The 14156-nt window shown below is 58.7% G+C and carries 7 protein-coding genes and 8 pseudogenes; 10 read left to right on the forward strand and 5 right to left on the reverse strand.

What is annotated here, in order from left to right; genetic code table 11:
- From istA to hisD, 3 genes and pseudogenes are all read left to right on the forward strand, one after another.
- Positions 1 to 539 (forward strand): annotated as a pseudogene (gene istA, locus NKJ58_RS30620) (IS21 family transposase); the annotation flags it as partial.
- Positions 540 to 786: 247 nt separating this feature from the next.
- The gene (locus NKJ58_RS30625; protein ID WP_352854617.1) at positions 787 to 2274 is read left to right on the forward strand and encodes a M81 family metallopeptidase; all 1488 of its coding nucleotides are present in this window, start codon (positions 787 to 789) and stop codon (positions 2272 to 2274) included.
- A gap of 200 nt (positions 2275 to 2474) precedes the next feature.
- Positions 2475 to 3546, forward strand: a pseudogene (gene hisD, locus NKJ58_RS30630) (histidinol dehydrogenase).
- Between the two features lie 484 nt (positions 3547 to 4030).
- On the opposite strand, the pseudogene NKJ58_RS30635 reads toward hisD, so the two are convergent.
- From NKJ58_RS30635 to NKJ58_RS30645, 3 pseudogenes are all read right to left on the reverse strand, one after another.
- A pseudogene (locus NKJ58_RS30635) lies at positions 4031 to 4132 on the reverse strand (IS630 family transposase); the annotation flags it as partial.
- Positions 4133 to 4422 (reverse strand): annotated as a pseudogene (locus tag NKJ58_RS30640) (integrase core domain-containing protein); the annotation flags it as partial.
- Between the two features lie 47 nt (positions 4423 to 4469).
- A pseudogene (locus NKJ58_RS30645) lies at positions 4470 to 4705 on the reverse strand (IS256 family transposase); the annotation flags it as partial.
- Positions 4706 to 5500: 795 nt separating this feature from the next.
- On the opposite strand from NKJ58_RS30645, the gene NKJ58_RS30650 reads away from it, so the two are divergent.
- From NKJ58_RS30650 to NKJ58_RS30675, 5 genes are all read left to right on the forward strand, one after another.
- Entirely contained in the window at positions 5501 to 5794 is a 294-nt protein-coding gene (locus tag NKJ58_RS30650) for a hypothetical protein (RefSeq protein ID WP_352854618.1), read from the forward strand.
- A 588-nt stretch (positions 5795 to 6382) separates the two neighbouring features.
- Positions 6383 to 6526: a hypothetical protein gene (locus NKJ58_RS30655; RefSeq protein WP_352854620.1), complete on the forward strand. Its 144-nt coding sequence runs from the start codon at positions 6383 to 6385 to the stop codon at positions 6524 to 6526.
- A gap of 960 nt (positions 6527 to 7486) precedes the next feature.
- Entirely contained in the window at positions 7487 to 7783 is a 297-nt protein-coding gene (locus tag NKJ58_RS30665; protein WP_352854622.1) for a hypothetical protein, read from the forward strand.
- A gap of 13 nt (positions 7784 to 7796) precedes the next feature.
- Positions 7797 to 8006 carry a hypothetical protein gene (locus NKJ58_RS30670; RefSeq protein ID WP_352854623.1) on the forward strand — a complete coding sequence of 70 codons (210 nt, stop codon included), beginning with the start codon at positions 7797 to 7799 and terminating at the stop codon, positions 8004 to 8006.
- 106 nt (positions 8007 to 8112) lie between these two features.
- Positions 8113 to 9354: an ATP-grasp domain-containing protein gene (locus NKJ58_RS30675; RefSeq protein WP_352854625.1), complete on the forward strand. Its 1242-nt coding sequence runs from the start codon at positions 8113 to 8115 to the stop codon at positions 9352 to 9354.
- A 1392-nt stretch (positions 9355 to 10746) separates the two neighbouring features.
- On the opposite strand, the pseudogene NKJ58_RS30680 reads toward NKJ58_RS30675, so the two are convergent.
- Together NKJ58_RS30680 and NKJ58_RS30685 are read right to left on the reverse strand one after the other, a co-directional pair.
- A pseudogene (locus NKJ58_RS30680) lies at positions 10747 to 11932 on the reverse strand (IS91 family transposase).
- A 12-nt stretch (positions 11933 to 11944) separates the two neighbouring features.
- Positions 11945 to 12676 (reverse strand): annotated as a pseudogene (locus tag NKJ58_RS30685) (tyrosine-type recombinase/integrase).
- On the opposite strand from NKJ58_RS30685, the gene NKJ58_RS30690 reads away from it, so the two are divergent.
- Together NKJ58_RS30690 and NKJ58_RS30700 are read left to right on the forward strand one after the other, a co-directional pair.
- Positions 12600 to 12848, forward strand: a complete 249-nt coding sequence (locus tag NKJ58_RS30690; RefSeq protein ID WP_352854644.1) for a hypothetical protein — start codon at positions 12600 to 12602, stop codon at positions 12846 to 12848. The pseudogene NKJ58_RS30685 and the gene NKJ58_RS30690 overlap by 77 nt on opposite strands.
- 995 nt (positions 12849 to 13843) lie before the next feature.
- A pseudogene (locus tag NKJ58_RS30700) lies at positions 13844 to 14150 on the forward strand (reverse transcriptase domain-containing protein); the annotation flags it as partial.
- Positions 14151 to 14156 lie beyond the last annotated feature (6 nt).

A 14156-nucleotide genomic window follows, 5' to 3' on the forward strand; every position in this document is an offset into this window, starting at 1 on the left:
ACACGCGGGCGTGGGTCGGCGGCGAGCGTGTTCGGGTGCACCTGTTTGTAGCAACGCTGGGTTACTCGCGTCGGCTGCATATCCGTCCCTCGCTTCGGGAGCGCCAGGCGGACTGGTTCGAGGGGATGGAAGGAGCCTTCCTTCGCTTCGGCGGGTTCCAACGGAAGTACTGTTCGACAATCCGAAGGCGCTGGTGGAACATCACGATGCGACGACGCGGGAGGTGCGGTTCAATGTGAGGCTGCACACCTTTGCCCGCTACTGGGGATTTACGCCGCGGGCTTGTGCGCCCTACCGGGCGCGTACGAAGGGGAAGGACGAACGCGGGGTCGGCTATGTCAAGCGCAATGCGATTGCCGGCCGCCGGTTCGAGAACTGGGCGGCGTTCGAGGCGCATCTGCACCGGTGGACACGCGAGATTGCTGATCAGCGTGTGCATGGCACGACCGGCGTGGCTCCTGCGGAGCGCTTTGCCGGAAGAAGCCATGGCGCTTCGCCCTCTGGGCGAACGGGCACCGTTTGGGCAGCTGCGCGATCTCAAAAAATGGACTCTTACAGGCCGGCCAAAAGTAAAGCATGCTCAGCGCCCTGTTTTGGTTTGTTTTGGCGGACATGCCACAGGTTTTTTAGGCAAGTCACGATAATACTCAACGCTCTGCCGGTACCCGAGCCAAGAAGCAGGCCTCGAGGGCGGGGTTTTGGTGAGTTTATTAACCGCTCAGGTTGAGGTACTTGCTTGGGCAGCCTCCGATGTTAGCCTTCGTGAGGACATAAACGAGGAATGCCATGGCTAAGAGGCGAGTTCTAACGGGTGGTATTGCTCAGGAGTCTCACAGTTTCAACCCTATCGTCACACGTCGCGAACGCTTCACGATTGTTGAAGGGCAAGGTGCTGTCGAGCATAATCGCGGAGCAAATTCCGCGTTCGGCGGGGTTATAGACTCCGCCCATAACGCTGGCGTTGAGCTGATTGTCCCCGCCCTGTTTCGGGCGCAAGCTGGTGGACCGGTGGACGACGCAGTCTTCGCCGAGGTGAGTGCCATCATGGTTGAAGCGGCGAAGCGTGGCGACTTCGACGCTATCGTGCTTCCTCTGCACGGCGGTATGCTTACCGAGACTCTGTCGGACCCGGAGGGTCTCTTGGCTGAGCGACTCCGTGCCATCGTCGGCAATGAGGTCCCGATCACGGCGGCATTCGACCTCCATGCTCACGTGAAAGAAAGCACGCTGGCGCCCCTCGATTTCCTTTCGAGTTATTTGACAAACCCGCACGAGGACCAGGCGGCCACCGCAAAGCGGGCTTTCCGAGCGGCGATGGAAATTCTCGACGGCACATTCGATCCGGTTCTCGCCGCCACTTTCCTTCCGATGTTGACATTGGGCAATGACACTACGCTCTCCGGCCCGCTCGTCGAGATACATGCCTACGCGCGCAATGCAGTGGAGCAGGGCCGAGCATGGGATGTATCCATTTTTAACTCCCAGCAATTCCTGGACATCCCCTCGATAGGGCAGACCGTATTGGCCTATGGAAACGGCGAAATTGATGAGGCACGAAAGCTCGCGAATGAGGTCATGAAAATGATCTGGGACTACCGGGACGATCTGATCACGAAGTACACCACCCTTGAACAGCAGCTGAAGGATATCGGACAGTTAGCTCGTCCGATTATTCTAGGTGATCAGGGAGATCGGGTGGCTGCAGGCAGCCCAGGCGATAGCACTTACATTCTGAATTACCTTTTGGAAAACAAGATCAACGTCCACACGTACTTTCCGATCTACGATCCCGACGCCGTGGCAACATGTGATCGTGCCGGCGTCGGAGGCGAGATCTGCCTAAATTTCGGGGGAAAATACTCCAGCGCGAGCCCGAGCGTGACCGCCAAAGGCAAGGTTGTCAGTCTGGGCGCGAATGTGCCGGTCCTGTACGACGGTCCGTCGGACCGCGGCACGAAAACGTACATCGAAAAATACGCGGTCTTTAAGGTTGGGAACATCAGCGTACTACTCACAAACCAGCCGTACTCCTATATGGACCCCGATTATTTCAGAGCCGTGGGTCTCGATCCTGAAAAGGTCAAAATCATTGTCTCTCGCTCTGGCTATCACTTTCAGCTGAATTTCGCCAAAATTGGCCACGTGGTTACGGTAGATACGCCAGGCATAAGCTCGTACTACGTTGACCAGTTGCCTTGGCAGCACGCGCGGCCATTCTATCCTCTCGACAAGATCGAGTATGAGCCACGCCAATATACTCGCCGTCGGCTCTAACGGCCGAGTGGTGGATGTCGAAGTATTCCGGTCAGAGATGGAGACGGCCGCTTCCTGTTCGACCGGGGGTCACGGCGGCCGACCACCTTAGAACCTGATCAGCTGGTGACTATATTGAAGGCGTACTCGCTCGGCAATTGTCTGACCGCTGTTGTTGCACGAGCTCACATCCCACCATCGCACAAAACAAGGAGGTTTTCATGACGTCGCGTCTCGAAGCGCTGAAAGGCAGATTTACCCAGATTAAGCAGCCCTCTCGGGACGCTATCTCAGACACAGCCCCCGTCGAGAAAACCGTAAAGCAGATTATTGCGAACTTGGCCACCGCGTCATTCCTATAGAAATCGTCGGCTGCTATGTACCTGGCGGTCGCTATCCACTCCTGTCGGCTCCGGTGATGACCATCGTTCCGGCCAAGGTCGCTGGCTGCGACCAGGTAATCGCCTGCCTTCCACCGAAGGCCCATCCGGCCATGATCGCTGGCTGCCATCTTGCCGGTGCAGATCGCATTTTCCGTGTTGGGGGAGCCCAGGCGATTGCGGCAATGGCATACGGCACCGAGACGATTCCGGCAGTCGACAAGATGCGTTGGTCCGGGCAACGCCTTCGTAAACGAGGCAAAGCGCCAGGTTTTTGGTCAGGTCGGGATCGACCAGCTGGCCGGCCCGAGCGAGATCTTCGTCATCGCCGACGAAACCGGCAATGCAGCAACCATCGCATCCGATCTGTTGGCGCAGGCCGAGCATGACGTGCGCACCCGTGTTGGGCTCGTGACGACTGACGGCAAGCTTGCTGAAGACGTTCTCAAGGAAGTCGAAAGACAACTCGATGATCTGCCAACGGCTCCAGTAGCAGGCGCTGCATGGAAGGGTTACGGCGAAATCACCACCGTGGAAGACGAAGACACGATGATTGCCTGTTCGGACTACATCGCGACGGAGCATCTGCAGGTCCACACCCGCGATCCGCAAGCAACCGCCAAGAAGCTTCGTAACTACGGCTCGCTCTTCATCGGTGAACTCGCAAGCGTCGTCTATTCAGACAATGCTGTGGTACGAATCACACCCTGCCGACGATGGCCGCAGCTCGCTACACCGGTGGTCTTTGGGTCGGCTCCTACGTTAAGATCGCCACCCACCAATGCTGGACGAGCGAGGCGTCGCCGCAGTGGCTCCGGCTGCCGTGCGTCAGAGCGCGACCGAAAAACTGGAGGGCCATCGCCGCGCTGCTGCGCTGCGGCTTAACCCAAAGCAACTGGCCTCAATTGCTTGAGTCATGACAGCGTCGGTTTGGTACATTAGGCTTAAGCTAACCCGGAGACAGTGATCATTCCTGCCTCGTCTCAAGAGGAGGCATGCTGTGAATGGCGCACTGAAGCTTTCAAAAAAACCATACGAGATGCCCCAAGCGGCGGGAATGCGTCCCGACCTGTTCTGGTCCCGTGCCCTTGATCTTGGATGCGGACCAAGATGAGTGGGTTCCCAGGCTGACGGCGCTGGTTCAAACCGCTTCTGCTTTCCGCCAGCGAGGGTTGCGTTAATCTACTTCGTGTCACCAAGTCCGGAGTCCTTTTCTCGGCACCGCCCCCGGTGGTCCAGTTCAGGCGGATTAATCTGGAACACGATTGGAGGCGTTATCGACTTGCGTTCAGAGATTTGCGGCATAGACCAGATGGCAGGAACACCGCGACCGTCAGCTACAAGCGCCCTCGTTTTCCGCCGCAGATCTCGCCAATGCAGATTAGAGCGCGTCCTGTTTAATCCGGTTCATATCCTGCGGCTTTGAAGTAGTTGGCACATTCGGCTGGGGTGAAGAGGTCGACCACCGCGCCGACCGCGTCTGACGTTGCCCCCAGTTTCTATCCAGTTTTGAGTTCGTTTCCGGCGTGGGTTGTGCCCTGCTGGGCGGGTGGTGCGACGGGCGCTGGCGCGGAGCCTTTGGCACAGCGCAGCGCAAGCGCCCGTGCAGATTGAAGGTGGTGGCGAACTCGGCCGGTGTCTGCCAGGCGATTTGGGAATGCGGCCGCGCGGTGTTGTAGTCGGCGCGCCACAGGGCGATGGCGACGCGTGCCTGACCCAGCGAAGTAAACAGCGTCTCGTTGAGCAGTTCATCGCGCAGTCGGCCGTTGGAGCTCTCGATGAAGCCATTATCCGGCATGATGTTCTTGGAGCCATCGTTTGTTCGGTCGTCAGGTTCGTTAAGCTTGGCGCGTCCTTGCCCACAGGCGCGCTCAGCGCTTCCTGAAATCGCCCGTCGAACCGCCGCGCAGGTAGAGAACGGGAAGCAGCGAAGCCACACTTTCGCATCCGACGCGCCCTTCGCAGGACCCATGAGGCGAACCGGACCCGATCAACCTCGCCATTCGCGCTGCGATCCAGATCTTCACCCGGCTGACTGGCACCGGCCTGATGCCCGTCTGCATGCTCCGCTCCGCTTCCAGAAATCGCGTTCTCTTCATCAGCCATGCTTCAACCAAGGCCCGGACGCTAATCCCGAATCGGTAAAACTCTTGGTGGCAGGTCATTCCGATGATTGTTTCGTCGGTTGTCGGGTCCGAGACACGGGTAACGTTCCGATGGCGTCCTGCCACACTCTCATTGAAGCCGTTGAATCGTATGCAAGATAGTTCTGCTGCGGCTCTACTAGTTGCGGAGCTGGCGCGACTTTTGCTGCGCCCTGGTCGCGAGGCGGGAGATACCACCCATATGACGTCGCTCAAGGGACTAACAAAAACCAAAATGTCAGGTCTGCAAGAGATCCGCCATCTAGGGAGGGGGGGTGATCGGTAGGTTCAGCAACTCCAGATATGCTCGCCACCTCCTCGGCCTCAAGCATTACCTCATCATCGGGTGCGGCCCGAAACCGACCCAACAGCCTGCTCCTGAAGGAAGAGGCGAAGGACACACACTGCATCCACCAGCAAATGAGGGTTGGTGAAAAGACCTCAAAAAATGCGCTCCTTACGCGAATTAATTTCGAAATTAACAAGGGATGAAGCTATGAGTAGACACATCGGCCTTTATGTTGATCACGAAATGACTTCGCCATTTGCAATGGCTCAACATTTTGCGAAGGTAAAAGCACTTGCGCAAGAAATATCCAGAAGAGGAGTCCTGCTTGTTTCTACATGCCTACGAGCGAGGTATACATCTGCGACGGTCATACAAATATTGACAGAACGGTATTTCCTAAACTGGGCTATAAGCAGATTGAAGGGACAGCAGACATGACTCAACGTCTTGCAGAGATCGCATGTGGTGCTCATTCCCAGATCCTCGGCGAGAATTATATTGGCGATCAGCTCGCGAAAGCTGTCGACCTTCTCGATCCAAATCTCCCGATATCTCAGATCGGACGGTTGGCAATTGATATAGGACGCGCATCGCGCGAGCGACAGGGGTTCATCGCGTCGTTCAACTACGACCAGATTGTCAGAGACATCATAGCTGATCGATTTCAGAATGGAGAGCTACCCGACCGTCTTTACATATCGGGGCGGGTATGCTGGGTTGCGAGTTGATCAGGAGTGGTCTGGGAGAGCGATTTCGTTCGACGGTAGTGGTTACGCGGAACCCCAAAAAACTTCGCAGACGTCTGCGCCCTTGGACCGACATAGAAGTTTCGCTCATCCGCCCGGCGGAGATGGGGGCTGTACGTGAACCTCGGTCGAGGGTTGTGATCGCTACGGCCGATGTCAATAATGAGTACGAAGCAATTCTTCGACATGCGCTTCTTCAATCCCGCTGTTATCTTGCGAGGTTACAAGGAGTCTTGATTATGTAACGATGTATGATGAAGAATTTCTGCGATTTGTCGCTAATATAACAGACGTATCGCTCCAAAGCTGCCGATGATTCGTTCAGACATACAGAGGTCAATCAGTCATAAGTTGATAAACGTTCCGTAAGATGGTAGTGGTTTGCCAAGATAAGCGTCAGTTACACAACATGTTTCTTCGGGCGAGAGGAGAGTATCGTTGGGTATATCCGGATTATGATGCTTTAGCGCTTGAGCGTCTTGACAATGTTGGATATCTTCCGATCGCTTGGCAGACTGTTTCGACGCTGCGTTTTGCGTAAGCTTAGCGAAGAGCTATTCGATAAGATTGATGCTGCGCCAGCACTTCTCGAAAGGCACAGACCTGAGCATCCACGGCACCGACGAGATCACCGACGTGGCTGCAGCCCTCAATTCCCAACTCCTCAACGTCCGGTTCGTCGTAACAAACCTTGACCCGTGCAGCGCCGAGTAGAGAAGATAGCCCCAGCAGTTTTCCTACCGCAGCCAGCGTGCGAGAGCGGATCGAGACGACCGGCACACGCCTCTTCTCCCTACCGAAATACTCGACCGATCTAGCCCGTTGGTGCCACGCTGCCATGGGCTTTGCGGGTCATAGAAGTAGCCTTGGACACCCGCATCGATCTTAAGACGATTGTGTTGGGGCGATATGTCGGCTCTCTTCCCGAGCCACGCTTTTCAATGAAAGGTTACCGCCCGGAGGGTGGCTTTGGCCCAGAATCTGAACATCGCTGGTGGCTTTCCCCTGCGCGGCGACACTCCGGCTTAGAATGCAGCGTCCTCGCGGCTCAGCCTATGCTGAGGGAATGCTTGAGACCGGGGAACGGCGAGACAGCGGCCAGACCGACCTGCGGGCTCGGCTCGATCAGATCCTCAACATGGATAATGCGCCGGTGAATTGCGGCGACGATCGCTTGGCGCTTTCTCGAAGAGCGGCTTGGCGAGGTCTATGACGACGACCCTGGCCGGCCGCTGCTGCCGACCCGCCACCGCACGTCGCTGACGCGCTGGCGCCTGCGCATGGGCGAGGAACGGCTCATGGCGCTGGTGCAGGAGAGCCTCGCGGCGGCGACCCGGCTGCGGGAGACCAACGGCTGACTTCCGCGCGGTGATCGTCGACACCACCGCGTTTGGCACCCTCGGCTACCCAAGGAGCGTCCCATGTTACCATCCTTTGATGCTAGCAAATCCCTTAACCGCCCTTGTTCAGAACAGCACGTTGGTCGCAGTGATTGAGATGAGTCAGACAAGGTGGCTCATTGCTACGACGGTCCGTGGTTTTGAACGTAACCCTCTCAAGAGGCGACGGCTTTTGGTTGGCGCGCTGGCTCCATGCGCGCACTCTCGAAGCGTATGCCAAACATCCATCGAGCGTCGCGGCTTCCCGTGAACCTCGGCTGCCAAGACTGATGGCTTGGATACGGAACTGCTGATGCGCGCCTTTCTTAGCTGGCTGCGGGACGAGAAGCGCCCCTGCAGCATGGCAGCCATCCCAACCATCGATGAGGAGGAGGTCCGCCGTCCGCGTGAACGAGACAATCTCGTCCGCGAACGTACGCGGATCGTCAACCGGGTCAAGGCAATCCTCGCTCGCCTCGGCATTTCCACCTTCAAATCCAATCTGCGTAAAGCTGCCGAGAAACTGGAGGCTCTGCATACGGCGGGAAGGTATGCCCCTACCGAAAAGAAGCCGAGCCGAGTTGCGCCGTAATCTCGGAGGGCAGGTGACCGTCTCCGGCGACTCGGTCAAAGCCGAATGGCTGAGCTACTCGACCACCATCGGGCTGTGCCGGAACACCGTTCGCAAATACCTGGCTCCGAATTCGGGACGTGCCAAAGTGCCGGAGCGGCCGAGCAAGCTGATAACCATGCCGAGCGGCGGCAGGACGCTTCCGAAGGTGACGAGCGGATACGTCAACTACCAGATCGCGTAGTATACGTGCCGAACCGGGAGCTGTAGAAACTTAGCACGCCTGAATGAAAAGATTATACAGATTGCACTTAGAATAGCGCACCGACCGCACGGAAGGTCAATAGCCGATGCCAAGAAGAGCTCTCATCCTGCTCGAAGGTCATAGGGGCAATGGGCTTCTATACGTTCAAGCGGCCCAGCGTCTAGGACTTCATCCAATCACGCTGGCGGCTGATCCAAATCAATACGAATATATTGCGGCGGAAAGCATTGAGGCCATGCGGGTCGATACGGAAAATTTCGACTCGCTAATGCAGGTATGCTCTCGGCTGCGTGCGGCCTATGATATTGTTGGGATCACTGGTTTTGCGGGCCGAGATGAATCACTTACCGTGACAGTTGCCAAGCTCTGCCAGTATTTCGATCTACCGGGCCCCAGCTCCGCATCGGTTGAACGATGTAGCGATAAATTTACTCAACGTCAACTCCTCTCGCAGGCAGGTGTATCTGTACCTGCTTACCGATTGGCAGCAAGTGCGATCGAAGCAAGAAGCTCCGCCGCGGACATAGGCTACCCGGTGATTCTTAAACCAGCTGAAGGCAGTGGCAGCAGGGGCGTCAGATTGTGCCGCGATGTTGACGAGTTAGCTGAGCATACAACATATCTATTGGGGGGCGCGCACACTTGGCGGTCCCCGCCGAAAATACTGGTAGAAGAATTCGCACAAGGCGGTTTCTATGACGTTGTTACTATGGGAAACGCGGTCATTGCAGTGGGTACCGCCCGCTTCGACCGGTCACCGTATTTCGTCCCTTGCGAGAGCGTGTTTCCAGCCGCGCTAACTGATGAGGAGCATGAGCGTATCACCGATGTATCTCGGAGTTGCTTGCAAGCTCTCGATCTTGGCTGGGGGCCAGCGAACATTGAATTCCGATGGACGAACCGGGGTCCAGTCGTAGTGGAAGTCAATGCGCGTCTTCCGGGTTGGACTACTCCTCTGCTGGTTCAACTGGCTTACGGTATTGATATGATCAACGAGCACATCAAGCTTATCATCGGTGACAAATGTGATCTGCGCGCAAGCCATTTACACACTTCGGCCGCGCGGTTCTTACTTCCGGATCGCGACGGCATCCTCGATTGTATCGAGGGCGCCAGTCGGGCGGCGGCTGTGCCGGGAGTCGTCGACGTCAGGTTTTATGTTGAACCCAAGGCCTCGATCGTCCGCAAGGGCGATTACCGAGACATGATGGGGCATGTCATCGCTGCTTCGCCCGACTGTACTCGCACCGAGGCGATACTTCAGCGTGCCGTCGACCTACTCGATTGGCCAATCATACCACTTCCGCCCTCTGGCGAACAGGAATAGCCTCAGATTGCTTGCCGCGCGTCTTACCCGCGCCGCCGTGACCATCGGCGGTGCGCGCCGTAAACCATTGGGCAAGAGCGCTGTCCTTTGGTATTGTAGAAAGCGGCACGCCAGCAGGATCATGCCGTAGCGAACGCGCGCATTGCCGGCCTGAGCGATCCCTTTCTCGCGACGGCGTTTGCCGTTCCGTCGGGCACGCCGAGCCGGTGCAAGCGCTCGCGTTCGATCTCGCGGATCTGTTCGTGGCAGCCGCTTTCGGCAAAGTTGCGGCTCAGTTCGGCGCGTGTTCTCTGGCAAAGTGCCTTCCACGGTGCGCACAGACTCCAGCTGCTTGGCATTGCGCAAATTGGGGTTGAAGGCGCGAATGCTGACTCGGGCGAGGATAGCCTTGATGCGGTTCACATCGGCGTGCGCTCGCGCAGGCGGAAGGCGGCGAGGGACCGGGTCGCGCTCAAATGCTTGCGAGATCGGGGCGCTCCTTTTGGTTGGTTCGACAGCGCCCAAGGATGCCACATCCTCGCCGCTCCCCATAGCATCTACAGCTCCTAATGACTATCACGATTGAATGTGCACAAAGGGGTTCGAAAGCAGAATGTCTTTGACGGCAGCGCTGGTCGATTTACCTTCTGTCTTGGTCATGGTGGCGTTCCTTCCAGGGAATCGGTGACGTTGAACATCACCAGCCTGCCATGACCGCCCTCTTCAGCGAATTTGCAGAACTCTCAGCACACTACCGGATTTCCCGCTTGCCTGAAGGGAGGCGCTGGCAGTTGAGTTCGGACGCTTTGTCGACCAAGCTGATGATTTGGTCGACTCGGAACGGCTATTCTATTTGTTGGCTGATTTTGCTTCAAATTTTGGCTGCCGTTGGATCGCCTACATTGTCTCACACCCAACCGAGAATCTCTGAGGGCAGTTTCGCGCGATCCGGCGGCCTTCCTGAATTTCCCTCCGCTCACGAAGATCGTTTGAAAGCGCTCGCGTCATACCTCCAATCCAGCCAGCATCTTGAATCACAAACCAGCCTCTATGCAAATTTGGAGGATTCTGTGAGGTCCGCATGCTCGACAGAGCGGGCGGACTGCTTGTCGGACCTCATTGCAAGCCGGATTGAACGAAGCCGCTGGACGATCTGGCGCTATGCGGATTGTAGCCTGGAGGAGCGGTCGGGATCGTCTTCGCCATGCTGATGAAGAGCGTTCACGGTGCGGCCATAGCGAAGGATTGCACGGCGGAAGGCGGAACTGTGGTGGTGCGAGCCGTCTGATAGGCTGCAGTGCCTTCTATCGCCGGGCTGTCTGCTTGCGGCTTTGTGTGGCGGGACAAGGATCGGGGTGCCGGCGCGCATGGCGACGGGTACCGTACCGGGTGATATGGACGCACCCGGCGTGGTCATGAGGTGTCGCTCCAGAAGGGGCGCGGCGGCGCCTGGCCGCACCGCCAGATGGCGAGCGTGATCATTGGCTCTCCGCAGCTTGGGCAGCGATGCGCCATAGCAAGGCGCTCGGCGGCGACAGCGGCGCTTTCGGCATCCGGTTCGAGCTCGTTCTGCTTCGAACCGGCCAGCAGCCTGTGGCACAGGTCGAGCTTGGCGGGCGATTACCGTTGGCGAGGAAGCCGTAGTGGCGGATGCGATGGAAACCGTCGGGCCCTGTGTGCGGGAGAAAGCGACGGATGAACTCGTGCGCGTCGAGCGTCATGATCTTCGTCTTGCCGCGATGGCGATAGTCCCGCCAGCGGAACGCGACCCGATCGTCGGCCGTGCTGATCAGTCGGGAATTGGCGATGGCGACGCGATGGGTGTAGCGGCCGAGATACGCCAGCACCTGCTTCGGCCCGCCGAAGGGTGGCTTGGCGTAGACGACCCACGGCGACGGGCCTCGGCGAGCAAGCAGACAAAGGCATCAGGCTTTGCCAGGTAGGCGAGATCGCCGAAGAAGCCCAGCCGACCCTCATCATAGGCTGCTCGGAGTTCCTCTAGAAAGAGACGGCGGAACAGGCGCGACAGCACGCGCACGGGCAGGAAGAACCCCGGCCGGCAGGCGACCCAACGCCCTCCATCGAGGGAGATGCCGCCGCCCGGCACGATGCAATGGAGGTGGGGATGATGGGTGAGGTTCTGGCCCCAGCTGTGCAGCACCGCGATGAGACCGATCCCGGCGCCGAGATGTCTGGGATCTGCGGCGATCATGCGCAGCGTCTCGGCGGCCGCCTTGAACAGGACCGCGTACATCGTAGCCTTGTTCTGGAAGGCGATTGCGGCGATCTCGGCCGGCAGCGTGAACACCACGTGGAAGTAGGGAACCGGCAGAAGCTCGTCCTGCCGCGCGGCGAGCCATTCCCGGCAGGTCTTTCTTTGGTCCTTTGGGCAATGCCGGTTGCGACAGGAATTGTAGGCCACGCGGATCGTCCCGCAGGACCGGCAGCCCTCGACATGGCCGCCCAGTTCGGCGGTCCGGCACAGTTCGATGGCGCTCATCGTGCGGCGCTCGACGGGTCCGAGATGACCGTCATGAGCCTGCCGATACGCCTCGCCATGGCGGCGGAAGATATCCGCCACCTCCAGTCTCGCCGACATGGGCGGAACCGATCAGCCCGACTGCACGACTTCGATGTTCAACCGGTCGAGCGGGCTTGTCGTGCGCCGGATGAGGCCGTTCGAGACCTTGGTGTAGCGCGCCGTCGAGGACAGATCGTTGTGACCAAGCAGCACCTGGATGATGCGGATGTCGGTGCCGTTCTCCAGCAAATGCGTGGCGAAGCTGTGCCTGAGCGTGTGGACCGTCACGCGCTTGTCGATGCCGGCGGCCGCACGCGCCGAGCGGCAGGCCGAGTACAATACCTGAACGTCGATGGGTCGATTTGCATCCCGGCCCGGAAACAGCCAGCCCTGTGGCTTCGCCAGCCGCCAGTAGACGCGCAGGATGCGCAGAAGCTGCACCGACAGCATCACGGTGCGGTCCTTGCCGCCCTTGCCGTGCTCGACCCGGATGACACCGCGTTCACTATCGATGTCGCTGACCTTCAGCCCGACGGTCTCCGAAGCGCGAAGGCCGGCGGCATAGGCCGTCGTCAAGGCGGTGCGCGTCTTCAGGCTAGGGCACCGCCTCGAGAAAGCGGACAACCTCGTCGGCGCTGAGAACCACCGGCAGCGTGCGTGGAGCGCGGGCATAGGCGATAGCCGGTCCGGGGATCGGCCACAGTAGCGGGAGAACTTCGCTACCGCGTGCACGTAGGATCGTTGCGTGGCCGGCGACAGATTGCGGATCGTCATGTCTTCGATCATGCGCCGGCGAAGCGGGCTCAACTCGGCCCATCTCATTGCTCCTGTTCTCAAGGTTGCGCTTCAACAGCAGCAATCCTTCAAAACAGAAGCGTCATCCGCAAAATCGGTGCACCAAAATTCGCGTCAGCGGCTTCGTTGTGTGCCCAGCATGTTCAACCGCTTGGGGGGTGAAAGTCCCTTAGCCAACCTGATGGAGGTGAAGGCTTAGCAAAGCGCAAGGGCACTGCCGTGAGGTGGTGTCTGAAGGAAGCGTGGAGCGAAACCGCGACCTGACGAACAGAAACCGGATACGAGGCATCCCTGGCCGGACGAGCGGGCAACGAGTCGCGAAGTCCATATCCATCAAGGGCAGGGCTGTAGATCCGGCAGGTGCGCGGGGAAGGCGATTGAACTTACCTGGGGAGGCCTGCGTCATGTTCCGACTTCGGAACTGAGGGAACCGCAAGGTGACCTGACCGTGATGCAGGAGTCAGCAGAGGGCGTAGTAGGTGATGCTGTCGGCAAGGCTAGTGAGGCACTCCAAGGCCGAAAGGCGGAGCAAACGGATAGGCCGAGCCGGAAACGATGACCGAAGGCCCGAACGATTGGAAGTGGCAAGTAGGACCGGCAACTCATGAGTGGAAAGCGGCAGAAGACCCAGTATTCACTGGCCCTGGAACCGAGGGACCGGGGTGAAGCCCCTGTCAGCGGTCACCAAGGGGCCGAACCACGCGTGGCGAAGTCGGCACCCGAAAGCCCGGCTTGGACAGAACAGCTAATGGAGACGGTATGTAGCCGAGAGAATCTGGAAACAGCGTGGAAACGCGTTCGAAGCAACAAGGGCGGTCCAGGCGTGGATGGGATGACCATCGACGACGCCAAGGGCTACCTGCGTGAGCACTGGCCAAGCATTCGGTCTCGATTGCTCGAGGGAACCGATCAGCCGCAGCCGGTCAAGCGGGTCGAAATCCCCAAGCCGGACGGCGGGGTCAGAAAACTCGGCGTACCTTGCGTCGTCGACAGACTGATCCAGCAAGCCCTGCTGCAGGTCCTCCAAGAACAACCACGTAGCTGTAACCCTCGGCAATGTAGCATTGCGCTTGGGCTACTGCCTGATGGGCGGAGCGTCCCGGGCGGAAGCCGTAGCTGTGCTCCGAGAACGTCGGGTCCCACTGCTACCTCGACCTCGAAAGATTCTTCGACCGGGTTAATCATGATAGCCTGATGGCGCGCGTTGCCGCAAGGGTGTCCAAGAAGCGTGTGCTCAAACTCATCCGGGCATTCCTCAATGCCGGGGTGATGGAGGACGGCTTGGTTCGTCCGGTGGACGAAGGGACCCCGCAAGGCGGTCCGCTCTCGCCCATTCTCAGCAACCTCCTGCTCGACGACCTCGACAAGGAGCTGCCCGACGGGGTCTCTGCTTTTGCGCTACGCCGACGACTGCAACATCTATGCTCGCAGCCGCCGCGCCGGCGAACGGGTCATGGCTTCCGTCAGCCGGTTCCTGACCAAGAAGCTGCGGCTGAAGGTCAACGAG

It is taken from the genome of Mesorhizobium sp. M0139, assembly GCF_040322455.1.
Lineage (GTDB): Bacteria > Pseudomonadota > Alphaproteobacteria > Rhizobiales > Rhizobiaceae > Mesorhizobium.